Genomic DNA, 23,721 nt, shown 5'->3' with positions numbered 1-23,721 from the left:
CCTCGGACATGCGGTGGGTCAGCGGGCACGCTGCGGCTTTGGAGCGAGCCTGACGTGGGGATTTTATGCGCGCGTCCGGTGGGGCCGGGGTGGGCGGGGCGATTTCCCCAGCCCACCCCTTCCCGGAACCGGGGGCGCCGCCCCCGGCCCCCGCACGTGCGGGTGGGTGGCTGTGGGCATCCGTTCCGCCCTGCGGAACGGATGCCCACAGCCGACCGGCCTACTTCTCGGTCACCCCTGCCGAATCGAACGTCGCCACCTCGTGCATGGCGCGGGCCGTGCTCTGGACCAGGGGGAGGGCCAGGAGGGCGCCCGTGCCTTCGCCGAGGCGGAGGTCGAGGTCGACCAGGGGGCGCAGGCCCAGTTTGTTGAGGGCGGCGACGTGGCCGGGCTCGGCGCTGCGGTGGCCCGCGATGCAGGCGGCCAGGACCTCGGGGGCGATGGCCCGTGCCACCAGGGCGGCGGCACCGGCGCTGACGCCGTCCAGGATCACCGGCGTACGCAGCGACGCGCCGCCGAGGAGCAGGCCGACCATGGCGGCGTGCTCGAAGCCGCCGACGGCGGCGAGGACGCCGATGGGGTCGGCCGGGTCCGGCTGGTGGAGTTCCAGGGCGCGGCGGACGACCTCGGTCTTGCGGGCGAGGGTCTCGTCGTTGATGCCGGTGCCGCGGCCGGTGACCTCCGCCGGGTCGGCGCCGGTGAAGACGGAGATGAGGGCGGCGGACGCGGTGGTGTTCGCGATGCCCATCTCGCCGGTGAGGAGGGCCTTGTTGCCGGCCGCGACCAGGTCGCGGGCGGTCTCGATGCCGACCTCGATGGCCTTCTTGGCCTCCTCGCGGGTCATCGCGGGCCCGGTGGTCATGTCGGACGTACCGGCGCGGATCTTGCGCGGCAGCAGACCGGGGGTGGCCGGGAGGTCGGAGGAGACGCCCACGTCGACGACGCAGACCTCCGCGCCGACCTGGGCGGCGAAGGCGTTGCAGACCGCTCCCCCGCCGAGGAAGTTGGCCACCATCTGGGCGGTGACCTCCTGCGGCCAGGGGGTGACGCCCTGGGCGTGCACCCCGTGGTCGCCGGCGAAGATCGCGACGGCCGCGGGCTCCGGGATGGGCGGCGGGCACTGGCGGGACAGGCCGGAGAGCTGGGCGGAGATGATCTCCAGCATGCCGAGCGCCCCGGCCGGCTTGGTCATGCGCTTCTGGCGCTCCCACGCCTCGCCGAGCGCCTTGGCGTCCAGCGGGCGGATCTGTGCGACGGTCTCGGCGAGCAGGTCGTGGGGGTCCTCTCCGGGCAGGGCGCGACGGCCGTACGTCTCCTCGTGCACGACCCAGGACAGCGGGCGGCGCTTGGACCAGCCCGCCTGCATCAGCTCGGGCTCGTCCGGGAACTCGTCGACGTAGCCCACGCACAGGTAGGCGACGACCTCGAGGTGCTCGGGGAGCCCCAGCGCGCGGACCATCTCGCGCTCGTCGAAGAAGCTGACCCAGCCGACGCCGAGGCCCTCGGCGCGGGCGGCGAGCCAGAGGTTCTCGACGGCGAGCGCGGAGGAGTACGGCGCCATCTGGGGCTGGGTGTGGCGGCCGAGGGTGTGCCGGCCGCCACGGGTCGGGTCGGCGGTGACGACGATGTTCACGGGCGTGTCGAGGATGGCCTCGATCTTCAGTTCCTTGAACTGCTTCGCCCGGCCCTTGGGAAGGGACTTGGCGTAGGCGTCGCGCTGGCGCGTGGCCAGTTCGTGCATGCTGCGCCGGGTGTCGGCGGAGCGGATGACGACGAAGTCCCAGGGCTGCGAGTGGCCGACGGAGGGCGCGGTGTGGGCGGCCTCCAGGACGCGGAGCAGCACCTCGTGCGGGATGGGGTCGCTGCGGAAGCCGTTGCGGATGTCCCGGCGTTCGCGCATGACCTTCAGTACGGCCTCGCGCTCGGCGTCGTCGTAGCCGGGTGCGGCCGGACCGGTGGACCGTACGGCTTCCGCGTCCACGCCGGCGCCCTGGGTGTCGAGGTCGTCCGGGTTCTGCGCGGGTTCGGCGTCCGCTTCGCGGGGTTCCCCGGCGGGGACGGCCACGCCCTGGGGCGGGGTCGGCGCGAGGTGCGGGGTGGTGGGCACGGTGCCGTCCACGGGGACGAACTCGCCCACGGGCCGGTCCGGCTCGGGCTCCGGGGGGACGGTGCCGGTCAGGGGGGTGGTGGGGGTCCGCTGGGGGCCCTGGACCGCGCCCGTGTCGGTCACGGGGGTGGCGTCGGCAGCGTGGGGCGCCTCGGGGCCGGCGGCGGCCGGGACCTCGGGCGTGGGGGCCTCCGCGGGGGCTTCGTCGCCCGCCGCCGCGGAAGCGGGTGCCGCAGCGGTGTCCTCCGCTTCCGCGGCGGGGAGTACGGCGGTGTCGGCGCCCGGCGCGGGAACGTCCGGGGAGGCTTCGGGAACCCCGACCTGATCCGGAACGAGAGCCTCCGCACCCGGCACCGGAACGGCCTGGTCAGCCTGGTCAGCCTCGGCAGCGTCGGCACCCGGCACCTGGACGGCCTGGTCAGCCTCAGCCACCTCGGCGACCTGCGCCTGAACGGCCTGAGGGACTTCAGTCACCTCACCGGCCTGCGCCGCGACAGCCTCGGCACCCGGCACCTGAACAGCCTGAGAAACCTCAGCCACCTCACCGGCCTGCGGCACGACGGCCTCGGCACCCGGCGCCTGAACAGCCTGAGAAACCTCAGCCACCTCACCGGCCTGCGCCGCGACAGCCTCGGCACCCGGCACCTGAACAGCCTGAGACGCCTCGGCCTCCGGTCCGGGCTGCTGAACGGCCTGCGGTGCCCCGGCCTCCCGGGCGTGGTCCGGCACGGCGACCGGTGCCTGACCGGCCTGCGGCACCTCGGCCCCCTGCGCGGCGGCCTCCGCGATCCCCGCCTCGCCGGCCTGCGTCGCCGCGGGGTCGACACCCGGTACCTGAGCCCCGTAGGAAGCGTCCGCCCCCGGGGCGTACCCGGAGACGGCAGCCCGCGGCGCCTCGGCGACCTGGGCGGGGTCCGGCACGGCGACCGGTGCCTGACCGGTCTGCGGCGTCTCGGCCCCCTGCGCGGCGGCCTCCGGTCCGGGCCGCTGAACGGCCTGCGGTGCCCCGGCCTCCCGGGCGTGGTCCGGTGCGGTGGCCACCGCACCTGGTGCCTGGGTGTCCCGCACGGGCACGGGGGACTCCGCGGCCACCGCCTCGCCGGCCTGCGTCGCCGCGGGGTCGACACCCGGTACCTGAGCCCCGTAGGAAGCGTCCGCCCCCGGGGCGTACCCGGAGACGGCAGCCTGCGGCGCCTCGGCCGCCAGGGCGTGCTCCGGTGCCGTGGGCTCGGTGCCCGGCGCCTCCTCCGGTTCCGGGGCGGCGGGCCCGGGTACGGGTGCCTGGGCCGCCTCGGCGGGCCGCGGTGCCTCGGCCCCCTGCGCGGGCTCGGTGGCAGGCGTGCCGGACGGGCCGTGATCCGCGGCCGGAACCGGGACGGGTCCCTGTTCCCCGTCCTCGGCCGAAGCGCTCACCGCGGCGGCGGCAACCGCGTCCCCGGTGTCCTGCTGCACCGCCCCCGCCTCCGCGGCGACGCGGGTCACGACCGCCTGGGCCGCGTCCACCGGCTGCGGAGCCGGAACCGGAACAACCGTTTCCGCGGCCACCGCCCCCGCGCCCGCCGTGGGCTGCGCGCCCCAGGGCTCCGCGGCCTGCGGCACCGCCGCCTCGCGCGCGTGCGGAATGTCGAGGTACTCGGGGCCGAGGGACGGCGGGCCGGCCTGGCGGGCCGGCACGTCGGCGGGACCGCGGTCGGCGAGGGTGCGCACCGGGCCGGCGTTGATGTTGGGAATGGGCGGGCCGAGGTGCAGCGGGCGGCGCGGCGCCGGCGGCGGCTCGGGGAGCCGGACGCCGCCGAGGTCGACCGAGCCGCTGTCGCGGCCGGCCGTCTCGTGCGGGCCCGGCTGGTGCACGGTCTCGACGACCGGCTCGGGCGCGGGCGGGGCGATCTCGTTGCCCCAGGCGCTCTGGGCGCCGGGCAGCAGCAGGTCTTCTTCCTCGGCGGGACCGTCGGAGAGGTAGGTGTACGCGTCGGGCGCGGCGACGCCCGGCTGCTCCACCATGCCTGCGTTCTCCGGCAGTCCCTCGCCCGGGACCTGGCCGGTGTCGGTCATGCGTACCCCTCGCCCATCGGTTAGTGCTCCTACGACCAGCTCACCCGGAACGGCGCACCGACCGCCCCACACTGAAGAACGAGCGTGCGTCCCCAGCGGCACGAACGGCGCATCCGAAAAAGGCGACAAAGCCCTTCACCGTCATTCTCGCGGCCGTACGGCCGTCGCGTCAGCTTGATCGGCGACGGTTCCGCTGTGGACTGCGCCACGTTGCGCGTCCTCCGGTTCCTGCCGTACCACGACCCACCCCAAAACGGGCGCGTTTTCCGGACATTGACCGGCGAAGCGCCGGGTGTCCGGATGCGGTACAACGATCGGCCAGCCTACCCCGCGTGGTCGGACAATCCGATCACGGGGACGGTGGTCGGATCAGTCGCCGCGCGCGGGCAGCACCCCGCTGAGCAGGAACGCGACGCTCCGCTCCTTCTCCGTCCAGGCCCTGGTGTCGAGTTCGACGGACTGCAGCAGGGCGCACTCCACCTGGTAGCCGTGTTCCGCGAGGTTCCGGCCGATGAGTTCGGCCCCGTCGCGGGTGGCGGCGTGCGTGACGATGCGCTGCGGACGGCGGTCGGCGACCGCGGAGACGACGGCGGCTCCCCCGCCGCCGACCCGGACGACGTCCGGCTCGGGGAGGTTCTCCAGGACGTGCGGGGCGGTGCCGTGGACGATCTGGAGCTGGACCCCGTAGCGGCGGGCGGCGGACTCGGTGCGGGTGCAGGCGCGCGGGTCGCTGTCGACGGCGATGACGGCGGCGCCCGCGCGGGCGGCCTCGGTGGCGAAGGCGCCGCTTCCGCAGCCGATGTCCCAGACGAGGTCGCCGGTGCGCGGTCCGAGCCGGGCGAGTTGGGAGACGCGCAGCGGTTCCCGCTCGCCCTCGCCGAGGTCGCCGCCGTACTCCTCGGCCGGCAGCGACCAGCCGCGCGGGCCGGCGGAGGGATCGCGTCCGGCGAGCCAGCCGCCGGACTCACCCGCACCGGCCCGGCCGCCGACGACGATGACGACATTGGGGTCGCGCCAGGTGTGGTCGGCGGCCTTGTCGGAGGTGACCACGCTGACCCGCTCGCGCTCGGTGCCGAGTTCCTCGCAGATCACGAAGGTGCGGTGGACGCCCTCCATGAGCAGGCCCAGTTCGGCGGGTCCGGCACCGGGCGCGGTGAGGACCGCCACCTTGGTGTGGGCCCGGCATACATTCACCGCGCGTCGCAGGGTGCGCGGGTGTGCGACGACCACGTGGGCGTCGTCCCAGGGCATTCCGGCGCGGGCGAAGGCGGCGGCGACGGAGGAGACGCCGGGGACGACCTCGACCTCCAGGCCGAACTCGGGTGCGCGCAGGGTCCGTACGACGCCGAAGAAGCCGGGGTCGCCGTCGGCGAGGACGACCGCGGTGCCGCGGTGGGCGGCGATGCGGCGGGCGGCGAGGGCGACGGAGCCGAGCCGGACGCGCTCGGCGCCGGGGGGCACCTCGGGGAGTGCCAGATGGTGGGCGGCGCCGGCCACCAGTGTGGCGGCGCCCAGCGCGGCGCGGGCCGCGGCGGTCAGCGGCGAACCGTCCCAGCCGATCACCGTGACCCGGTCGGCCATCGTCGTCAGTCTCCTGGGGTCTGCGCAGGTCGTCGTCGGCTGTCCCGCCACGGGGCGGGCTCCGTGAGACTACCTGGTGCGACCGGGGACCGCGCCGCCGGTGCCGCGTGCGAAGGTCAGTTCCAGTCCGTGTACGGGGTGAATCCGCCGGTGTCGGCCAGTTGTCCGTCCGCGCCCTCGATGTCCTCGGGCAGCAGGCTCCATACGATGAAGTCGGTGCGTACGTCGCTCCAGCCGCCGCCCTCGGTGCGGACGTGGGCTATGCAGGCGCCTCTCAGCACGCCCTCGCTGATGCAGCCGATCTTCTGGGCGACCTGCTGCGCGGCGGTGTTGTCGGCGGCGGTGCGCAGTTCGACGCGTTCGAACTTCTGGTCGCCGAAGAGCCACTGGGCGGTGGCGAGCGCGGCCTCGGAGGCGTAGCCCTCGCCGCGCGCCCAGGGGGCGACGATGTAGGACATCTCGGTGGACCGTACGTGCCAGTTGGCCTTGGTGAGCCGGATGAGGCCGACCAGGCGCTGGGTGAGGAACTCGGTGACGGCGAGGTCGAGTCCGTTGCCGGCCGCGCGTTCGGCGGGGGCGTGCCCGGTGATCCAGGTGCGGGCGTCCTGTTCGGTGAAGGGCCGGGGGACGTCGGTCCAGGCGGCGACCTGCTCGTCGTTCAGCATCTCGGCGAGGGCGGGGACGTCGTCCGTGTCGAGGGGGCGCAGCACCAACCGCTCCGTGCTGATGGAGATGTTGGGGAAGGTGCTCGTCATGCGCCGCTCCGTAACCTGAGAGACCGTCGGGTGCTGCTGAACTGCCCAGCATGCAGCATGAAGGCACCGAACCGCACCACGGGGTCCTCCCCTCGCGGCGGAGTGGACCCCGTGAGTGGCGCGGGACCGGATCAGAAGGAGGCGAGGACGGAACCGGCGTACTTGTCCTCGATGAACTTCTTCACCTCGGGGGAGGTGAGGAGGCCGGCGAGCTTCTTCACGCGCGGGTCGTCCTCCTGGCCCTCCTTGACGGCGAGGAGGTTGTTGTTCGGGTTGCCCTCGGCGGCCTCCAGGACGAGGGCGTCCTCGGCGGGCTTGAGGTCGGCCTCGATGGCGTAGTTGCCGTTGACGACCGCCGCGTCGACGTCCGCCAGGGAGCGGGGCGTCTGGGCCGCCTCCAGCTCCTTGAACGTGAGGTTCTTCGGGTTCTTCGTGATGTCCGCGGGGGTCGCCGCGGTGCCGACGCCGTCCTTGAGGGTGATCAGGCCGTTGGCGGCGAGCAGCTGCAGGGCGCGGCCCTCGTTGACGGTGTCGTTGGGGATCGCGATGGTGGCGCCGCTCTTCAGCGCGTCGGCCTTGTCGACCTTGTCGGAGTAGAGGCCGAGCGGCTCCAGGTGCACGTCGACGACGGACACGATGTGGGTGCCGTTCTTCTTGTTGAAGTCGTCGAGGTACGGCTGGGTCTGGAAGAAGTTGGCGCCGACGGAGCCGTCCTCGGTCGCCGTGTTCGGGGTGACGTAGTCGGTGAACTCCTTGACCTCGAGGTCGAGGCCGGCCTTCTCGGCGAGGTTGTCCTTGACGAAGGTCAGGATCTCGGCGTGCGGCACGGGGCTCGCGGCGACGATCAGCGGGCCGGAGGTGTCGGAGGCGGCGTCCTTGTCCGAGCCGCAGGCGGTGAGCCCGAGGGTGAGGGCTCCGGCGGCGAGGACGGCGGTGGTGATCTTGGCGGTGTTACGCACGAAAAGTGCCTTTCCTTGGGTGGTGCGGCCCCTTGGATCAAGGGGTGCCGGCGCGAAGCGCCGTCGTTGAGGGGTGGTGGCCGGGCGACGGGTGGGCGTGACGGGGAGTCCGAGGGGGCGCTTACGCGACCTTGCCGATGTCGGCCGCGGCGGGCTCCTTGGCCTTGAGGAGGCGGAGCCTGGGCGAGGGGCCGGAGCGGCCGCCGCGGCGGTGCAGGGCGCGGGCCGCGTAGTCGCCGGCGAACTGGATGACCGAGATGACCACGGCGAGGATCGCGACGGTGATCCACATCAGTTCGCTGTCGAAGCGCTGGTAGCCGTAGCGGACGGCGAAGTCGCCGAGCCCGCCGCCGCCCACGGCGCCGGCCATGGCCGAGTATCCGATGAGGGCGATGACCGTGGTGGTGGTGCTGGCGATCAGCGAGGGCAGCGACTCGGGGACGAGGACCTTGCGGACGATCGTCCAGGTGTTGCCGCCCATGGCCTGTACGGCCTCGACGAGCCCGTGGTCCACTTCGCGCACGGCCGTCTCCACCAGGCGGGCGAAGAACGGGATGCCGCTGACGGCGAGCGGCACGATCGCGGCCTCGCTGCCGATGGACGTGCCGGTGATCCAGCGGGTGAAGCTGGTCAGGGCGACCATGAGGATGATGAACGGCATCGAGCGGCCGATGTTCACGATCTGCCCGATGACCTTGTTCACCAGGGTGTTCTGCAGCAGTCCGCCCTTGTCGGTGAGGACGAGCAGGATGCCGAGCGGAAGGCCGCCGGCGACGGCGATCAGGGTGGACCAGCCGACCATGATCAGCGTCTCGATACACGCCTGTTCGAGCAGCGGCTGCATCTCGGACCAGGTCACTTGGCCCCCTCCTTCACCAGCGCGGGCTGTTCCCGGTTCACGACGTCTATCTGGAGGCCCTGTTCGCGCAGGAAGCCGACGGGGACGACGTTGTCCTCGTAACGGCCGGGCAGTTCGATGCGCATCCGGCCGACCTGGAGGCCGCCGACGGTGTCGATGGCGGCGCCGAGGATCGATATGTCGATGTTGTAGGTGCGCGAGAGCTGGGAGATGACCGGCTGGGTCGCGCTCTCGCCGTGGAAGGTGACGTCGAGGACGGTGCGGTCGTCGCCGGAGGCCTCGCCGCCGACCGGGAACAGCGCGGAGGCCAGTTCGGAGCCGGGGGTGGCGAGGAGGTCGGTGACCGTGCCGGACTCGACGACGCGGCCGTTCTCCATGAGGGCGGCCGAGTCGCAGACCGACTTCACGACGTCCATCTCGTGGGTGATGAGCAGGACGGTGAGGCCGAGCTGCCGGTTGAGGTCGCGCAGGAGCTGGAGGATCGAGCGGGTGGTCTCCGGGTCGAGGGCGCTGGTGGCCTCGTCGGAGAGCAGCACCTTGGGGTCGCCGGCGAGGGCGCGGGCGATGCCGACGCGCTGCTTCTGGCCGCCGGAGAGCTGGGCGGGGTAGGCCTTGGCCTTGTCGGCGAGGCCGACCAGGTCGAGCAGTTCCAGCGCCTTGCGGGAACGTTCCTTCCCCGACTTCCCGAGGATCTCCAGGGGCAGTTCGACGTTGTCCTGCACGGTGCGCGAGGAGAGGAGGTTGAAGTGCTGGAAGACCATGCCGATACGGCTGCGCGCCCGCCGCAGTTCCCGGCCGGCCCTGGGGCCGCGGCCGGCGAGCGCGGTGAGGTCCTGGCCGGCCACGGTCACGGTGCCCGAGGTGGGGCGTTCCAGCAGGTTGACGCAGCGGATGAGGGAGGACTTGCCGGCGCCGGACTGGCCGATGACGCCGTAGACCTCGCCTTCGCGGACGTGCAGGTCGACGCCGTCGAGGGCGGTGACCTCGCGGCCGCGTGAGCGGTAGACCTTGGTGAGGCCCGAGGTGGTGATCACGTGGGTATCCGTCACTGTCGAGTGCGCGGCGCGTCGTGGGCGCCGGGCACGAGGCATTCAGGGTCGAAAGCAGCCGGGCGGCACGGATCTCGGTGGGGCGTGGCGGTGGAGACCGTGGAGAAACGTGCGCGCGGGGGCGTGACTCAGTCGCACATGCGGGGCATGCGGGCGGACATGAGCGGGCTCTCGCTTCGGGGCGCGAGGCTCAGATGGTGCAGGGGCCCTCTGTCAGGCGCACATTCGGCGACACATACACCGGGCACCGGGCGTCGTGGGCGCCTCGGTCGCGGGGATGCGGTCGCTCGTCGTGGTCATGCGATCAGTAAAGCAGACGTTTGCTCCTGACCGGACACGGCTGTCCGTATTCTGGACAGCCGTGGACAGTGGTGCGCGCACGTCAGGGACGTACGGAGATCTCCACTCCCCCGTCCGTGACCAGTGCGGACAGGGCCGAGAGGTCCTCGACGACGAGGTCGGCGGTCAGCTCGTGGGCCCGGTGGGTTGTGGCCAAGGCCACGGTGGTCATGCCGGCGGCGCGGCCGGCCTGGAGTCCGGCGGGGGCGTCCTCGAAGACGACGCAGTGCGCGGGGTCGACGCCGAGGGTGCGGGCGGCGAGGAGGTAGGGCTCGGGGTCGGGCTTGCCGCGGGTGATGTCGTCGGCGGCGACCAGGGTCTTGGGCAGGATGCCGACGGCCTCCAGGCGGGCCTCGGCCAGGCGCCGGGTGGCGGAGGTGACGACGGCCCAGCGCTCGGCGGGCAGCGCGGCGAGGAAGTCCCTGGTTCCCGGCAGCAGTTCCACACCGCCGTTGGGTACGTCCTCGACCTCCAGGTCCTCGATCCGCGCGACGGCCTCCGGCACGACATGGGCGGGCAGCAGATCGGCGGCTATCTCCGCGGCCGGCCGCCCGTGCAGCTCGACGCGCCCGAACTCCTCGGCCGTGATCCCGTACTCGACGGCCCACCGAGTCCAGCAGCGGTTCACGGAGGCGAGGGAGGAGACGAGGGTTCCGTCGTTGTCGAACAGCAGGGCCTGCGCATGGATGGTCATGCCATCGACCTTACGGGCCCGCCGGACCTTGCCGGATTCCCCGGCCGTGGCGACCATCACGGCATGAGACCCGAGGTGAGCGCCTTCGTGGCGGACGGACCGCTGCCCGACGAGGAGACCGGGGAGGAAGAGGAGACCGACCGCAGGGCACGGCAGCTCGAGGCGATGGCACGCCCGCTGAGCCTCGCCGAGGCGCAGGCCCTGGCCGGCTGCTTCGGGCCGGACGACTGCCACGGGCTCGCCTGGACGACGGCCCATCTGATCGAGACCGCCCCGGGCCCGGTGCACACGCCGGAACCGGCGTCCGAAGCGGGCGCGCACGCGCGGATCCGCGGGTGGGCGGTCGCCGCCGGACCGGCCGCGGAGGGGGCCGGGCCCGGCGCTCCCGGGGGCGAGGACACCGGGGGTTTTCCGGCGTAATAGGGTCACTGCCATGCTTGATGTCCTGACGGTGGTGACCGGTGTCGCCGCGTTGCTGCTCGGCGCCTGGTGCGGCTGGGCCGCCTACCGTGACCAGCCGACGAAGGACTGGCACTTCATCGGGATGGCCGTGGTCACGCTGCTGGCGCTGGCGCAGCTGGTCGTCGGGATCGTGCAACTGGCCCGGGGCGAGAAGCCGGAGCAGGGCACGACGATCTTCGTGGCGTATCTGCTCGGCGCGTTCGCGTGCGTCCCGGCGGCCGGCTTCATGTCGCTGGGCGAGCGCTCCCGCTGGGGTTCGCTGACGGTCGCCGCGAGCGGTGTCGTGCTGGCCGTGCTCGAGGTGCGGCTCTATGACATCTGGGGAGGCTGAGATGGCCGCGACGCAGGAGAAGCCGGCCAGGACGCGGCTGATCGGCGGTCCCGGACTGCTGCTGGTGTGGCTGTACGGGGTGATGGTCGTCGGCGCGGTGTCGCGCTCCGCGTACCAGATCGCCACCGAGTTCGACCGGGCGCCGCTCGCCTACGCGCTGTCGGCGGCGGCCGGCGTGGTCTACGGCTTCATCACCTACACCCTGGTGCGCGGCGGGGAGACGGCCCGCAGGGCGGCGCTGGTGTGCTGCGCCGCCGAGCTCGTGGGCGTACTGACCGTGGGGACCTGGACGCTGGTGGAACCGTCCGCGTTCTCCGACGCCACCGTGTGGTCGGACTACGGGATGGGCTACCTCTTCATCCCGGTGCTGCTGCCCCTCACCGCCCTGTACTGGCTGCGCAGGGCGCGGCCGGAGCAGCAGCGGCCCGCGTCCTGATCAGGCGGTCGTCGCGTAGGCCTGCGCCTGCTTCTCCAGGACGATCATCGGTACGCCGTCGGCGCCCTGGGAGGTGCCCACCCGCTGGTAGCCGACCTTGCTGTACAGCCGCAGGTTGCTCTCGCTGCGGTGTCCGGCGTGCAGGCGGAAGGTCCTGGCGCCGCGCTCGTCGGCCAGGGCGGACTCCGCGGCCCGGAGGAGACGCGCACCGATGCCGTGCCCCTGGAGACGGGGGTGGACGCAGAGCTTGCCGATCGCGGCGGCGCCCTCCTCGGTGATCCTGCCGCGCACCGAGCCGACGATCTCGTCGCCGAGGCGGGCGACGAAGACACAGTCGGCGGCGACCTCCTCGCGCACCGAGTCGAGGGTCTGGACGAGCGGGTCGATGCGGTAGTTGCCGTAGAGCGCCGCCTCGCTCTGGAAGCACAGGTACTGCAACCTGAAGATCTGCTCCGCGTCCTGCCCGGCCGCCGCAGAGATGGTCACGCTCATGCCCATGTGCGCATGCCTCCCGCTCACCTGATCACCTGTCGTCCCCCACTCCTATCCCCGTCCTCAGCCCGCCGCAACCTCCCGTGTGAGCAAACGACGCAGACATCCCAGGCATCTGGAACGTTCCGGGCCGAGACTGCCCTGTGAGATACCCAACTCCCCCGCGATCTCCCGGTATGTCGGGTCGCGCGGGGACAGCAGCGCCTCCATCAGCTCCGGGCAGCGGCCGGGCAGCCGCCGTACGGCGTCCCGCAGGGCACGGCGGCGGGCGGCGGCGAGTGCGAGACCCTCGGGGCCGTGGTGGCCGGTGTCGGCGGGGTCGCCGGTCAGCGCCGTCTCCCGGCGGGCGCCGCGGCGGGTGCGGCGGACCTCCGTACGGACGGCCCGGCGGAGCCAGCCCGGAGGGTCGGACGGCGGGCCGCAGGTGTCGAGACGCTCCAGGAGGCGCAGCCACACCGCCTGTTCCAGGTCGCCCGGTTCGGCCCCGGAGCCGGGCGCCTCGGCGGCGGCCTCCGCGGTGAGCAGCGGACGCAGGGAGACGACCAGCTCGTACGCCGTGACCGACTCGTGTGTCATACGCGCAACGACTCGGCCGCTCCGGACAGGGTTGCCCGGAGCGGCCCTAAATCCCCCCTACCGGGGCAAAGCGGGTCAGCCGTTGACGAAGTCCTCGCGGGCCAGCAGTCCGGTGTCCGGGTGGTCGGTGAAGACGCCGTCGATGCCGGTGGCGAAGTACGTCCGGTAGGCGCCGAAGACGTCGCCGTAGGCGTCGGGGTCGGTGCCCTCGCGGAAGTCGGCGGGCAGGAAGGGGTTCTCGTTGCGCAGGGTGTAGGGGTGCAGGATCAGACCGGCCCGGTGGGCGTCGCGCACCAGCGTGGTCGGCTCGGTGAGCCGGCCGGCCGCGTCGCGCGGGATGACCAGGTCGAGGGTGGGGCCGATGCCCTGGGCGTAGGAGGCGATCTCCTTCAGCCCCTTCGGGGTGACGAGGTCGGCGACGGTGCGCGGGTCGCCGGACTCGACGAAGTCCCAGGGGCGGCTGTTCGCGCCGGACAGCAGGACCACGAGCGGGTTGTCCACGAGCCGGCGCAGCCGCTGGATGCTCGTCGGCTCGAACGACTGCAGGATGACCGGTGAGTTCCGGCGGTCCTTGCCGTACTTGCGCAGCAGCTTCGCGACCCGCTCCTCCAGGCCGAGGCCGAGACCGCGGAAGTAGGTGGGGTGCTTGGTCTCGGGGTAGATCCAGACCTGCTTGCCGCGCCTGCGGGTCTGCTCGTCCTGCCAGCGCAGCACCTCCTCGAAGGTGGGGATCTCCCAGCGGCCGTCGTAGAGGGTGTTGTGCGGGCGGTTGGCGGGGATGCGCTCGACGGCGCGCAGCCGCTTCAGTTCGGCGAGGGTGAAGTCCTCGGTGAACCAGCCGGTGACGGAGGCTCCGTCCAGCGTCTTGGTGGTCCGGCGGCCGGCGAACTCGGGGTGGTCGGCGACGTCCGTGGTGCCGCCGATCTCCGGTTCGTGCCGGCAGACGAGGTGGCCGTCCCTGGTGGGGACGAGGTCGCCGGCCTCGACGATGTCCGCGCCCATGTCGAGGGCGAGCTGGTAGGCGCCGAGGGTGTGCTCGGGCCGGTGACCGCTGGCCCCGCGGTGGCCGACGATCGTGGGCACGGGCAGGCCCTTCAGCCCCCGGCCGCCGCCGTGCCGCGCGTCGGCGGCTCTCGCGGTGCCGGCCGGCGCCAGGACCGCTCCGCCCGCGCCGAGCACCGCCGCGCCGAGGAGGGCCCGCCGTCCGGTTCCGCCCGTCTGCTCGTTCGACTCCCGTGTTGCCATGAGTGTCCTCCTGGTGTCGGCTCGTCCGGTGCGGGGTGATCGTAGGTGCGCGCGGATGACGCACGGGAGACCCCCGGCCGAACACGCGGGTGATGTTGCGTGGCGTACGCCCCTCATGCGGATGACGTACGTCTGTCGTATTCCGGCGGGGATGTGACGGCTCGTCCGGTTGGGCCGGGCGGAGAGGGGCACGCGGGGGGGTGTGCGGGTCCGGACGACTTCCGTCACAACCCGACCGCCGTGTCGCGCGCCGGTCACGGGCGGGCCACCGCGGGTGAACCCGGGTCAAGAGTGAGTAAGACCTCGGTGAACTCCCACGATCCCGATGTGCGCAACCCCCCGGGCCGCGAGTAATGTCCTCACCTGCACAGACTCGTACGGCAAGAACCGACGTCCGTTTCCCACCGGAGGGCCCGTTGTCCCGCTTCGCGCTCATCAAGGCAGTGCTCGGTCCGATCATGCGCCTGATGTTCCGCCCACAGGTGGAGGGCGCGGAGAACATCCCGGGCGACGGTCCCGTCATCCTGGCCGGCAACCATCTGACGTTCATCGACTCGATGATCCTGCCGCTCGTCTGCGACCGTCAGGTCGTCTTCATCGGCAAGGACGAGTACGTCACCGGCAAGGGCCTCAAGGGCCGGCTGATGGCGTGGTTCTTCACCGGCGTCGGCATGATCCCGGTCGACCGCGACGGCGGCCGGGGCGGGGTGGCAGCCCTGATGACCGGGCGCCGGGTGCTGGAGGAGGGCCGGATCTTCGGCATCTACCCGGAGGGCACCCGCTCCCCCGACGGCCGGCTGTACCGGGGCCGTACCGGCATCGCCCGGCTCACCCTGATGACCGGTGCGCCGGTCGTGCCGTTCGCGATGATCGGCACGGACAAGTTGCAGCCGGGGGGTGCGGGTCTGCCCCGGCCGGGCAAGGTGACGGTTCGCTTCGGCGAGGCGATGGAGTTCTCCCGTTACGACGGGATGGGGCGTGACCGGTACGTGCTGCGGGCGGTGACCGACTCGGTGATGAGCGAGGTCATGCGGTTGTCCGGGCAGGAGTACGTCGACATGTACGCCAGTAAGGCGAAGGCCGCGTAGCGCGACCTTCGCAGGGAAGCGGGGGCGGGCTCGGGTCGCCTTTCGGGCGCGGGTGCGTTGTGGCTTGTCGCGCCCACGCGGCGGAGCCGCATATTGAAACAGCCTCGCGCCCCCGACGGCTCGCTGCCCAGCCGTCGACCTCAGGTGCCCGTGCTCCTAGAGCCGTTGGTCTCGGAGCATGAACCACGCCGCTGCCGCCGCTGCCAGCAGGACCGTCGCTCCGGTGCCCGCTGCCAGGGTGAGGCCGTCCACGAAGGACTGGCGGGCCGCGTCCAGCATCGGACCGGCGATGTCGGCGGGCAGGTGGGACGCCGCTTCCACCGCGCCGCCCAGGGACTCGTGGGCCTCCGCCGGGGTGCCGGACGGACCCGTGAAGCCGCGGTAGACGCCGGTCACGATGGAGCCGAGTACGGCGATGCCGAGGGCCGCGCCGAGTTCGTACGCCGTCTCGGAGACGGCGGAGGCCGCGCCCGCCTGTTCCTTGGGGACGCTGGAGAGGATCACGTCGGCGGTCACCGTGAAGGAGAAACCGGCGCCCAGGCCGACCACCAGCAGTGCCGCCCCGAGCAGGGGGTAGCCGGTGGACTGGCCGATCACCGTCAGCGCGGCCAGGGCGAGACCGATGGCCGCCAGTCCCCCGGCGACGACCGAGCGCACCGACCAGCGCCGGGCGGCCCGGCCGGCGACCAGTCCGGCCGCCACCGCGCCGATCGCGGCGGGCAGTTCGGCAAGGCCCGCCTCGAACGGGCGCCTGCCCTGCACGAGTTGCAGGTACTGCGAGAGGAAGAAGACCAGCCCGGACAGGCCGAGGATGGTCAGCAGATCGGCAAGCACGGCTCCGCTGAACCCGCGGTGGCGGAACAGCCGCATGTCCAGCAGCGGGACGGGAAGGGTGAGCTGACGGCGTACGAAGCCGTACAGGGCGCCCGCGCCCAGCAGCCCCGCGGCCAGGGCGGACCGGGCGAAGCCGTGGCTCGCGGTCTCCTTCACCGCGTACACGACGCCGACCATGCCGACCAGGGACAGGACGACACTGGCCAGGTCCCAGGGGCCGGGGGCCGGGGTGCGGGACTCGGGGAGCAGCTTGGCGCCGACGGCCACCAGGACGGCCATCACGGGCAGGTTGATCAGGAAGACCGAGCCCCACCAGAAGTGTTCGAGGAGGAAGCCGCCGAGTATCGGCCCGACGGCGGTGCCCGCGGAGGCGGTCGCGCCCCAGATGCCGATGGCGAGGCTGCGTTCGCGCGGGTCGTGGAAGAGGTTGCGGATCAGGGCGAGGGTGGCCGGCATCAGGGTGGCGCCGGCGACACCGAGCAGGGCCCGCGCGAGGATCAGCACCTCGGGCGTGTGCGCGTAGGCGTTGAGCACGGACATCACGCCGAACGCGGTGGCGCCGCAGAGCAGGATCCGCTTGCGGCCGATGCGGTCGCCGAGGCTGCCCATGGAGACGAGCAGACCGGCGATCACGAACGAGTAGACGTCGCCGATCCACAGCAACTGGGTGCCCGTGGGGGCGAGGTCCTCGCTGATGTACGGGGTGGCGAGGCCGAGGACGGTCGCGTCGACGGCCACCAGCAGCACGGCGAGCACGAGGACGGAGAGCGCGAGCCACCGGCCCGGCCGCTTCACCGTCTCGGCCGTGGTCTCGGGCCGCAGGGCGCTGGTCATGATTCCTTCCTTCGCACCGGGGCGTCCGGGCGTCGTGCGCCGCCGAGCAGCAGCTCGACGATCATGTGGGTGAAGTCCTTGGGGGCGACCCGGCCCTCGGCCACCGCCCAGGCGGCGGAGGCGAGCAGTCCGTAGAGCGCCTCGGTGAGCCATGCCGGGGTGAGGTCGATGCGGAACTCCCCGCTCGCCTGGCCGCGCCGGAACAGCGCGGCGACGCGCTCGTCGATCGCGGCCCAGCCCTCGTTCTGCCCCTCGCCCTCGAACAGCTGGTTCTCGGAGTAGAGGAAGGCGAGCAGGGGGGCGTGCGGTTCGATCGCGGCGACCAGGCGGCGCACGGCGTCGGCGGCCGGTCCCTCGTCGGGCCGGGCCGCGGCCAGGGCGGCCTCGCACTCGGCGATCCCGAGCGCCTCCAGCGCCCGGACCAGCGCGTCCCGCCCGGCGAAGTGCCGGTGCAGCGTGGCGCGGCTGATCCCGGCGGCCTTGGCGACCTCGTCCATGGTCGCGGTGGATTTACGGGTCAGCAGGGCGGCGGCGCTGCGCAGTACGTGGTCACGATCGACAGCCATGAGACAACCGTACCCCACGTGAGACATCAATGTCTCATTCAATGCGTACGGGTCTCACGGCTGCCGTGTGCTGAACGGCCGGGTGCTCAGTGCCAGGGCAGCTGCCCGCGCCGCTCCCAGTAGGCCCGGGGCTCCTCGGCCAGGGCGGCGAGGCGGGAGAGCTGGTCGTCGGTGAGGTCGACGACGGCGGCGTGCAGGTTGGAGGCGAGCTGGGCGGTGGTGGCCGCGCCGGAGAGGACCACTCCGGCCCACGGCTGCCGCAGGACCAGCGCGAGGGCGACGGCGTCACAGCCGAGCCCGGTCTCCTCGGCGGCGGTCCGCAGCGCCTCCGGGGCGTTCGCGGCGGCGAGCCGGCCGTTGGCCATGCCCTCCTTGACGATCACGGTGAGCCCGGCGTCATGGGCCTCGGCGAGCGCGGGCCCGGCGGAGGTCTCCAGGGCGTTGTACGTCGACTGGACGGTACGGAAGAGGGGCTCGCCGTCGACCGTGACGGCGAGGGCGGCGCGGATGGCGTCGGCCTGGGCCGGGCCGCTGGTGGAGAAGCCGACGGTGAGGCCCTGCCCGGCCGCCTCCGCGAGCCGGGCGTGCAGTTCCTTGTCGGTGAGGGCGGGGCTCTCGGGGGTCACCGAGTGGATCTGGTAGAGGTCGAGCCGGTCGCCGAGCAGTTCCCCGGTCTCGGCGCGCTGACGCTCGTACGCCGCGAGGGAGTGGTCCTTGACCTCGTGCCGCTCGGCGTCGGTGGTCCAGTCGGCGGTGTAGGTGTAGCCCCACTTGCTGCCGATGACGACGTCGTCGACGTCGGTCCTCTTCTTCAGCCAGTCGGCGAGGAACTCCTCGGAGCGGCCGTAGGAGCGGGCGGCGTCGAAGTAGCGGACGCCTTGGGCGTAGGCGGCGTCGAGGAGTTCGTGCGTGCGGGTTCGCAGCGTTTGCACGCTGCGGTCTTCTCCGAGGTCGGTGCTTCGGCCGAGGTTGATGTAGCCGGGGCGGCCGATGGCGGCGAGGCCGAGGCCGATGTGGCAGGTGGGGGTTGTTGCTGTTGCCAGTCGGGCGAAGGGCATCGCGGGCTCCGTTGGTCGGGTCCGGTTCGGCTTTCCGACCAACGTAACCCGCGGTGCGGCTGGGTTCGCCCAAGGGCTCGGTTCTTGCGGTTGATTTGCGGGTGCGGGTGCGTCGGGGTTCTTCGCGCAGTTCCCCGCGCCCCTTCAGGCCTGCTTCCGAGCCGTTGCCCAGGCGTGCTGGGCCGCCACGTTCGCCTTCACCTCTGCCAACTGGATCGCGACCGCGCTCGGGGCCGTGCCGCCTCTGCCGTCGCGGGAGGCGAGGGCGCCGGGGACGTTCAGGACCGAGCGGACGTCCGGAGTGAGGTGGGTGGAGATCTTGGCGAACTGTTCGTCGGTCAGTTCGTCCAGTTCCTTGTTCTCGGACTCGGCGACCTTGACGCACTCGCCGGCCACCTCGTGCGCGACGCGGAACGGTACGCCCTGCTTGACCAGCCACTCGGCGATGTCGGTGGCGAGGGAGAAGCCGGCCGGGGCCAGTTCCTCCATGCGCTCGCGGTGCACGGTGAGGGTGGCCATCATGCCGGTGAAGGCGGGGAGCAGGACCTCCAGCTGGTCGATGGAGTCGAAGACCGGCTCCTTGTCCTCCTGGAGGTCGCGGTTGTAGGCGAGCGGGAGGGCCTTGAGGGTGGCCATCAGGCCGGTCAGGTTGCCGATCAGGCGGCCCGACTTGCCGCGTGCCAGCTCGGCGATGTCCGGGTTCTTCTTCTGCGGCATGATCGACGAGCCGGTGGAGAACGCGTCGTGCAGGGTCACGAAGGAGAACTCCTTCGTGTTCCAGATGATGACCTCCTCGGCGATCCGGGAGACGTTCACGCCGATCATGGCGGTGATGAAGGCGAACTCGGCGACGAAGTCGCGGGAGGCCGTGCCGTCGATGGAGTTGGCCGCGCTGCCGTGCTCGAAACCGAGGTCCTCGGCGACGGCCTCCGGGTCCAGGCCCAGGGAGGAACCGGCGAGCGCGCCCGAGCCGTACGGGGACACCGCCGTGCGCTCGTCCCACTGGCGCAGCCGCTCGGCGTCCCGGGACAGCGCCTGGACGTGGGCGAGGACGTGGTGGGCGAAGAGCACCGGCTGGGCGTGCTGGAGGTGGGTGCGGCCGGGCATGGCCACGTCCGGGTGGGCCTCGGCGAGGCCGGTCAGCGCGTCCTGGAGGTCGGCGATCAGACCGCCGACGGTGCGGGCGTGGTCCCGCAGGTACATGCGGAAGAGGGTGGCCACCTGGTCGTTGCGGGACCGGCCGGCGCGCAGCTTGCCGCCGAGGTCGGGGCCGAGCCGCTCCAGCAGGCCGCGCTCCAGGGCGGTGTGCACGTCCTCGTCGGCGATGGTGCCGGTGAAGGAGCCGTCGGCGACGTCCGCTTCGAGCTGGTCGAGACCGGCGATCATCCGGGTCAGCTCGTCCTCGGTGAGCAGCCCCGCCTTGTGCAGCACGCGGGCGTGGGCACGCGAGCCGGCGATGTCGTAGGGCGCGAGCCGCCAGTCGAAGTGGACGGACGCGGACAGCTTCGCCAGGGCCTCGGCGGGACCGTCGGCGAAACGACCGCCCCAGAGCCGTACGTCACCGCTGTTGCTGCTCACTAGCCTGCGCTCCTCAAAGATGGTGATGTGCAACGCGCCCCCAAAGGGGCGCGGGGAACTGCGCGATCAGCCACAGCGGGCCCGCAGTTCCCCTTCCACGGCAATGACCCGACCGTCAGGCCAAGTCCCGCTTCGCGGCAATCTTCGCCGACAGACTGTAGATGTCGATGAACCCCTTCGCGGCGGCCTGGTCGAACGTGTCGCCCGTGTCGTACGTGGCCAGGTTGAAGTCGTACAGCGACGACTCCGAGCGGCGGCCGGTGACGACGGCGCGGCCGGCGTGCAGCGTCATCCGGATGTCACCGTTGACGTGCTGGTTCGCCTCGGCGATGAAGCCGTCCAGGGCGCGCTTGAGCGGGGAGAACCACTGGCCGTCGTAGACCAGCTCGCCCCAGCGCTGCTCGACCTGCCGCTTGTAGCGGGCGAGCTCGCGCTCGACGGTGACGTTCTCCAGCTCCTGGTGGGCGGTGATCAGGGCGATCGCGCCGGGGGCCTCGTACACCTCGCGGGACTTGATGCCGACGAGGCGGTCCTCGACCATGTCGATCCGGCCGATGCCCTGGGCGCCGGCGCGCTCGTTGAGCTGCTGGATGGCCTGGAGGACGGTGACGGGCTTGCCGTCGACGGCGACCGGCACACCCTCCTTGAAGGTGATGACGACCTCGTCGGGCTCGCGCGCCACGGCGGGGTTCTGCGTGTACTCGTACACGTCCTCGATCGGCGCGTTCCAGATGTCCTCGAGGAAGCCGGTCTCGACGGCGCGGCCGAAGACGTTCTGGTCGATGGAGTACGGGGACTTCTTGGTGGTCGCGATCGGCAGGCCCTTGGCCTCGCAGAAGGCGATGGCCTTGTCGCGGGTCATGGCGTAGTCGCGGACCGGGGCGATGCACTTCAGGTCGGGGGCGAGGGCGACGATGCCGGCCTCGAAGCGGACCTGGTCGTTGCCCTTGCCGGTGCAGCCGTGGGCGACGGTGGTGGCGCCGTGCTTCTGCGCGGCGGCGACGAGGTGCTTGACGATCGTCGGCCGGGACAGCGCGGAGACCAGCGGGTAGCGGTCCATGTAGAGGGCGTTGGCCTTGATCGCCGGGAGGCAGTACTCCTCGGCGAACTCGTCCTTGGCGTCCGCGACCTCGGCCTCGACGGCACCGCAGGCGATGGCGCGCTTGCGGATGACGTCCAGGTCCTCGCCGCCCTGGCCGACGTCGACCGCAACGGCGATGACCTCGGCGCCCGTCTCCTCGGCGATCCAGCCGATGGCGACGGAGGTGTCCAGACCGCCCGAGTAGGCGAGTACGACGCGCTCGGTCACGGGTTTCTCCTTACAGTGCATTCGCTGACATGCATGAGTATGCAGGAGTCCGCATGAATCGTCAATCTGCTCGCGAATCCGGGGCGGGTTGAACACCGGAAACCGCTTTCGCGTACTTGTCGCCGGACGCAGGCGCCGCGTCGGACCGATCGAGACAGCACGACGGACACCCGTGACACCCCCGACCCGAGTGAGGCATCCACATGTCCAGGGCCCTTCCGAAGTACAACAAGCGCCGCGTCGGCCTCATCGGCGGCGCCGCCGCGCTGGCGCTGTCCGGCGCGGTGATCGCCGGCTCCGCCCTCGCCGGCGAGTCGTCCGGGGACGGCGACGCGGACGCCCGGACGCTGGCGGGGCCGGGCACGATCTCCTGCCCGGACGTGGCCCCGGAGCTGCCCGCGGTCCCCGCCACCGCGCGGGCCGAGGTCGACCGCAACCTCGCCGACCTCGACAAGCAGATCGCCGAAGCCGACAAACGACTCGTCGACACCGTCGGACAGGGCGGACCCGACTTCGTCAAGAACGCCATCCTCGGCCCCCTCGAAGACAAACGCGTCGCCACCGTCAACCGCATCGCCACCGCCATCGGCCGCACCGCCGAACGCCCCACCGGACTCGACGCTCTCGCCCCGTGCTCGCTCGACACGGAGGGCTCGGCCGGGCAGGACGACACGGGCGCCGGCGGGGAAGCGACAACACCGCCGGCGGAGGAGGACGCCGGCCAGGGCGCCGAGGCGGGGAACGACACCGGCGTCGGCGCCATCTCCTGCCCGGACGTGGCCCCGGAGCTGCCCGCGGTCCCCGCCGCCGCGCGGGCCGAGGTCGACCGCAACCTCGCCGACCTCGACAAGCAGATCGCCGAAGCCGACAAACGGCTCGTCGACACCGTCGGACAGGGCGGACCCGACTTCGTCAAGAACGCCATCCTCGGCCCCCTCGAAGACAAACGCGTCGCCACCGTCAACCGCATCGCCACCGCCATCGGCCGCACCGCCGAACGCCCCACCGGGCTGGACTCCCTGGCCGCCTGCACACTCACCAAGTGAGGTGACAGGCGCTGTGGCCGCCCCGTACAAGCGCCGGCCGGGGCGGCCACGGCATCTCCCCGGTTTTCTCCAGCGACCGCCAATTGCTTAGACAAACGAAAGACCTTGTCCCATAATCGGTGCACATGGGAAAGACCTATGAGCGCATAGACGGCCGCCTCCGCACCTTCATCGAGGAACAGCCCGTCTTCTTCACCGCCACCGCCCCCCTGTCCGCCGACGGCACGGTCAACCTCTCGCCCAAGGGGCTCAAGGGGTCCTTCGTGATCCTCGACGAGCTCACCGTCGCCTACCTCGACTTCGCCGGCTCCAACGCGGAGACCATCGCCCATCTGCGGGAGAACGGCCGGATCACCCTGATGTGGTGCGCGTTCCAGGGGCCGCCGAACATCGTGCGCGTGCACGGGCGCGGCGAGCCCGTCTTCCGGGACGACCCGCGCTTCGGGGAACTGCTCGCCCGCTTCCCCGGCATCGACCACACCCTCCACGGCCTGCGTGCCGTCGTCGTCGTGACGGCCGAACTGATCCGCGACACCTGCGGATACGGGGTGCCCTTCATGGCGTACGAGAGCGAACGGGACCTGCACGCGAAGCGGTTCGCGCGGGAGGACGACGCCTCGCTCGACGCGTACTTCACCAAGAAGGAGTACATCGCGACCAGCCTGGACGGACTCCCCGGGCTGCCGTTGCCGCTGCCCCCCTCTACCGTCTGAGCCATGCGCCCAGGTGCCGCCCCCGCCGCCGTCCTCGTCTCCCTGTCCCTGCTCCTGCTCGGCGCCGGCCGGCCGGCCGCGCCGCTGCCGGACCGGATGGCGGACACCGGGGGCGGCACCCAGCTGATCACCGCGGTGGCACCCGGCACCGGCTCCACGACCGGCACGGTCACCTGGTGGGACCGCGAGGACGGCCGCTGGGTGGCGGCCGGTTCCGCGCCGGCCCGCTTCGGGGCGCGCGGGCTGGCGGAGGGCACCACCCGGCGGCAGGGCACGGACACGACACCGACCGGGCTGTACGGAATGCCGTACGCCTTCGGCATCGAGGCGGCGCCGTACGGGACGGCGTACACCTACCGTCCCGTACGGCGGAACTCCTGGTGGTGCCAGGACGGCGACTCGCGCTCCTACAACCGCTGGACCGAGCCCCGCGCGGCCGACTGCCGGGCCGCCGAGGCCGAGCACCTGATCGGCTACCGCGCGCAGTACGCCCATGCCCTCGTCGTCGGCTTCAACTACCACCGCCCGGTGCGCGGCCGGGGCGCCGGGATCTTCCTGCACGTCAACGGGCGCGGGGCGACGGCGGGATGCGTGTCCGTGCCGAGGACGGCGATGCGGAAGATCCTGCGCTGGGCCGATCCCGCGCGGGGACCGCACATCGCGATCGGGACGGAGAGCGGGCGCACGGCGATCACTCGCTACTGAACCGCGATTCTTCTCACCGAACCGCGGACCTCCTCTGAACACTCCCGCGTGAC

The 23,721-nt window shown here is 72.3% G+C and carries 22 protein-coding genes; 7 read left to right on the top strand and 15 right to left on the bottom strand.

Annotation, left to right across the window (positions count from 1 at the left end; translation table 11 throughout):
- Positions 1–220 precede the first annotated feature (220 nt).
- The 7 genes from cobT to ACZ62B_RS25735 form a co-directional block, all read right to left on the bottom strand.
- Positions 221–4,159, bottom strand: coding sequence for a nicotinate-nucleotide--dimethylbenzimidazole phosphoribosyltransferase (cobT, locus tag ACZ62B_RS25765; protein WP_469692231.1), 3,939 nt, complete (start codon positions 4,157–4,159; stop codon positions 221–223).
- A 369-nt stretch (positions 4,160–4,528) separates the two neighbouring features.
- A complete protein-coding gene (gene cbiE / locus ACZ62B_RS25760; protein ID WP_344560586.1) occupies positions 4,529–5,740 on the bottom strand; it encodes a precorrin-6y C5,15-methyltransferase (decarboxylating) subunit CbiE in 1,212 nt (403 codons plus the stop codon).
- A gap of 116 nt (positions 5,741–5,856) precedes the next feature.
- Complete coding sequence (locus ACZ62B_RS25755) at positions 5,857–6,495, bottom strand: GNAT family N-acetyltransferase (protein ID WP_344560585.1); 639 nt, start codon at positions 6,493–6,495, stop codon at positions 5,857–5,859.
- A gap of 131 nt (positions 6,496–6,626) precedes the next feature.
- Positions 6,627–7,454, bottom strand: coding sequence for a MetQ/NlpA family ABC transporter substrate-binding protein (locus ACZ62B_RS25750; protein ID WP_468720394.1), 828 nt, complete (start codon positions 7,452–7,454; stop codon positions 6,627–6,629).
- 121 nt (positions 7,455–7,575) lie between these two features.
- The gene (locus ACZ62B_RS25745) at positions 7,576–8,313 is read right to left on the bottom strand and encodes a methionine ABC transporter permease (protein WP_469692229.1); all 738 of its coding nucleotides are present in this window, start codon (positions 8,311–8,313) and stop codon (positions 7,576–7,578) included.
- Complete coding sequence (locus ACZ62B_RS25740; RefSeq protein WP_344560582.1) at positions 8,310–9,347, bottom strand: methionine ABC transporter ATP-binding protein; 1,038 nt, start codon at positions 9,345–9,347, stop codon at positions 8,310–8,312. The genes ACZ62B_RS25745 and ACZ62B_RS25740 overlap by 4 nt, the downstream gene beginning before the upstream one ends.
- Positions 9,348–9,744: 397 nt before the next feature.
- Entirely contained in the window at positions 9,745–10,395 is a 651-nt protein-coding gene (locus ACZ62B_RS25735; protein ID WP_344560581.1) for an HAD family hydrolase, read from the bottom strand.
- Positions 10,396–10,458: 63 nt separating this feature from the next.
- On the opposite strand from ACZ62B_RS25735, the gene ACZ62B_RS25730 reads away from it, so the two are divergent.
- Genes ACZ62B_RS25730 through ACZ62B_RS25720 form a run of 3 tightly spaced genes read left to right on the top strand, consistent with a single transcriptional unit; the run spans position 10,459 to position 11,624 of the window.
- Complete coding sequence (locus ACZ62B_RS25730; protein ID WP_344560580.1) at positions 10,459–10,815, top strand: hypothetical protein; 357 nt, start codon at positions 10,459–10,461, stop codon at positions 10,813–10,815.
- A 13-nt stretch (positions 10,816–10,828) separates the two neighbouring features.
- The gene (locus ACZ62B_RS25725) at positions 10,829–11,188 is read left to right on the top strand and encodes a hypothetical protein (protein ID WP_073933722.1); all 360 of its coding nucleotides are present in this window, start codon (positions 10,829–10,831) and stop codon (positions 11,186–11,188) included.
- A gap of 1 nt (position 11,189) precedes the next feature.
- Positions 11,190–11,624 (top strand): hypothetical protein, encoded by a 435-nt coding sequence (locus tag ACZ62B_RS25720; protein WP_344560579.1) that lies wholly within the window; start codon positions 11,190–11,192, stop codon positions 11,622–11,624.
- Here the strand turns inward: ACZ62B_RS25720 and ACZ62B_RS25715 are convergent, their stop codons facing one another.
- The 3 genes from ACZ62B_RS25715 to ACZ62B_RS25705 form a co-directional block, all read right to left on the bottom strand.
- Positions 11,625–12,122: a GNAT family N-acetyltransferase gene (locus ACZ62B_RS25715; RefSeq protein ID WP_344560722.1), complete on the bottom strand. Its 498-nt coding sequence runs from the start codon at positions 12,120–12,122 to the stop codon at positions 11,625–11,627.
- Between the two features lie 57 nt (positions 12,123–12,179).
- Positions 12,180–12,692: a sigma-70 family RNA polymerase sigma factor gene (locus ACZ62B_RS25710; protein ID WP_469692227.1), complete on the bottom strand. Its 513-nt coding sequence runs from the start codon at positions 12,690–12,692 to the stop codon at positions 12,180–12,182.
- Between the two features lie 75 nt (positions 12,693–12,767).
- Positions 12,768–13,937 (bottom strand): glycerophosphodiester phosphodiesterase, encoded by a 1,170-nt coding sequence (locus ACZ62B_RS25705; protein WP_344560577.1) that lies wholly within the window; start codon positions 13,935–13,937, stop codon positions 12,768–12,770.
- A gap of 416 nt (positions 13,938–14,353) precedes the next feature.
- Here ACZ62B_RS25705 and ACZ62B_RS25700 point away from each other — a divergent pair, with 416 nt between their 5' ends.
- Positions 14,354–15,025 (top strand): lysophospholipid acyltransferase family protein, encoded by a 672-nt coding sequence (locus ACZ62B_RS25700; protein WP_073933718.1) that lies wholly within the window; start codon positions 14,354–14,356, stop codon positions 15,023–15,025.
- Positions 15,026–15,181: 156 nt separating this feature from the next.
- Here the strand turns inward: ACZ62B_RS25700 and ACZ62B_RS25695 are convergent, their stop codons facing one another.
- From ACZ62B_RS25695 to ACZ62B_RS25675, 5 genes are all read right to left on the bottom strand, one after another.
- Positions 15,182–16,693: an MFS transporter gene (locus ACZ62B_RS25695; protein ID WP_469692224.1), complete on the bottom strand. Its 1,512-nt coding sequence runs from the start codon at positions 16,691–16,693 to the stop codon at positions 15,182–15,184.
- Entirely contained in the window at positions 16,690–17,259 is a 570-nt protein-coding gene (locus ACZ62B_RS25690; RefSeq protein ID WP_469692222.1) for a TetR/AcrR family transcriptional regulator, read from the bottom strand. Before ACZ62B_RS25690 ends, ACZ62B_RS25695 begins: the two co-directional genes overlap by 4 nt.
- Before the next feature lie 86 nt (positions 17,260–17,345).
- Positions 17,346–18,317, bottom strand: a complete 972-nt coding sequence (locus tag ACZ62B_RS25685; RefSeq protein WP_344560574.1) for an aldo/keto reductase — start codon at positions 18,315–18,317, stop codon at positions 17,346–17,348.
- Between the two features lie 144 nt (positions 18,318–18,461).
- Positions 18,462–19,895: an argininosuccinate lyase gene (gene argH, locus ACZ62B_RS25680; RefSeq protein WP_344560573.1), complete on the bottom strand. Its 1,434-nt coding sequence runs from the start codon at positions 19,893–19,895 to the stop codon at positions 18,462–18,464.
- A 115-nt stretch (positions 19,896–20,010) separates the two neighbouring features.
- Positions 20,011–21,204, bottom strand: coding sequence for an argininosuccinate synthase (locus tag ACZ62B_RS25675; RefSeq protein ID WP_344560572.1), 1,194 nt, complete (start codon positions 21,202–21,204; stop codon positions 20,011–20,013).
- Positions 21,205–21,407: 203 nt separating this feature from the next.
- On the opposite strand from ACZ62B_RS25675, the gene ACZ62B_RS25670 reads away from it, so the two are divergent.
- The 3 genes from ACZ62B_RS25670 to ACZ62B_RS25660 all read left to right on the top strand — a co-directional run bounded on the left by ACZ62B_RS25670 (position 21,408) and on the right by ACZ62B_RS25660 (position 23,668).
- Positions 21,408–22,250 carry a hypothetical protein gene (locus tag ACZ62B_RS25670; RefSeq protein WP_469692220.1) on the top strand — a complete coding sequence of 281 codons (843 nt, stop codon included), beginning with the start codon at positions 21,408–21,410 and terminating at the stop codon, positions 22,248–22,250.
- Positions 22,251–22,375: 125 nt separating this feature from the next.
- Positions 22,376–22,963 carry a pyridoxamine 5'-phosphate oxidase family protein gene (locus ACZ62B_RS25665; RefSeq protein WP_469692218.1) on the top strand — a complete coding sequence of 196 codons (588 nt, stop codon included), beginning with the start codon at positions 22,376–22,378 and terminating at the stop codon, positions 22,961–22,963.
- A 3-nt stretch (positions 22,964–22,966) separates the two neighbouring features.
- The gene (locus ACZ62B_RS25660) at positions 22,967–23,668 is read left to right on the top strand and encodes a L,D-transpeptidase family protein (protein ID WP_344560569.1); all 702 of its coding nucleotides are present in this window, start codon (positions 22,967–22,969) and stop codon (positions 23,666–23,668) included.
- The last annotated feature ends 53 nt before the right edge of the window (positions 23,669–23,721 follow it).

This window comes from Streptomyces sp. NPDC053426 (genome assembly GCF_055585405.1).
Note: the sequence above shows the minus strand (reverse complement) of the source record. Positions and strands in the feature narration are given on the sequence as shown.

Bases quoted from the DNA above. Each gene is read 5' to 3' on its own strand.
- cobT (WP_469692231.1), bottom strand. From the start codon at position 4,159: ATGACCGACACCGGCCAGGTCCCGGGCGAGGGACTGCCGGAGAACGCA.
- cbiE (WP_344560586.1), bottom strand. From the start codon at position 5,740: ATGGCCGACCGGGTCACGGTGATCGGCTGGGACGGTTCGCCGCTGACC.
- ACZ62B_RS25755 (WP_344560585.1), bottom strand. From the start codon at position 6,495: ATGACGAGCACCTTCCCCAACATCTCCATCAGCACGGAGCGGTTGGTG.
- ACZ62B_RS25735 (WP_344560581.1), bottom strand. From the start codon at position 10,395: ATGACCATCCATGCGCAGGCCCTGCTGTTCGACAACGACGGAACCCTC.
- ACZ62B_RS25730 (WP_344560580.1), top strand. From the start codon at position 10,459: ATGAGACCCGAGGTGAGCGCCTTCGTGGCGGACGGACCGCTGCCCGAC.
- ACZ62B_RS25725 (WP_073933722.1), top strand. From the start codon at position 10,829: ATGCTTGATGTCCTGACGGTGGTGACCGGTGTCGCCGCGTTGCTGCTC.
- ACZ62B_RS25720 (WP_344560579.1), top strand. From the start codon at position 11,190: ATGGCCGCGACGCAGGAGAAGCCGGCCAGGACGCGGCTGATCGGCGGT.
- ACZ62B_RS25715 (WP_344560722.1), bottom strand. From the start codon at position 12,122: ATGGGCATGAGCGTGACCATCTCTGCGGCGGCCGGGCAGGACGCGGAG.
- ACZ62B_RS25710 (WP_469692227.1), bottom strand. From the start codon at position 12,692: ATGACACACGAGTCGGTCACGGCGTACGAGCTGGTCGTCTCCCTGCGT.
- ACZ62B_RS25705 (WP_344560577.1), bottom strand. From the start codon at position 13,937: ATGGCAACACGGGAGTCGAACGAGCAGACGGGCGGAACCGGACGGCGG.
- ACZ62B_RS25695 (WP_469692224.1), bottom strand. From the start codon at position 16,693: ATGACCAGCGCCCTGCGGCCCGAGACCACGGCCGAGACGGTGAAGCGG.
- ACZ62B_RS25690 (WP_469692222.1), bottom strand. From the start codon at position 17,259: ATGGCTGTCGATCGTGACCACGTACTGCGCAGCGCCGCCGCCCTGCTG.
- ACZ62B_RS25685 (WP_344560574.1), bottom strand. From the start codon at position 18,317: ATGCCCTTCGCCCGACTGGCAACAGCAACAACCCCCACCTGCCACATC.
- ACZ62B_RS25670 (WP_469692220.1), top strand. From the start codon at position 21,408: ATGTCCAGGGCCCTTCCGAAGTACAACAAGCGCCGCGTCGGCCTCATC.
- ACZ62B_RS25665 (WP_469692218.1), top strand. From the start codon at position 22,376: ATGGGAAAGACCTATGAGCGCATAGACGGCCGCCTCCGCACCTTCATC.
- ACZ62B_RS25660 (WP_344560569.1), top strand. From the start codon at position 22,967: ATGCGCCCAGGTGCCGCCCCCGCCGCCGTCCTCGTCTCCCTGTCCCTG.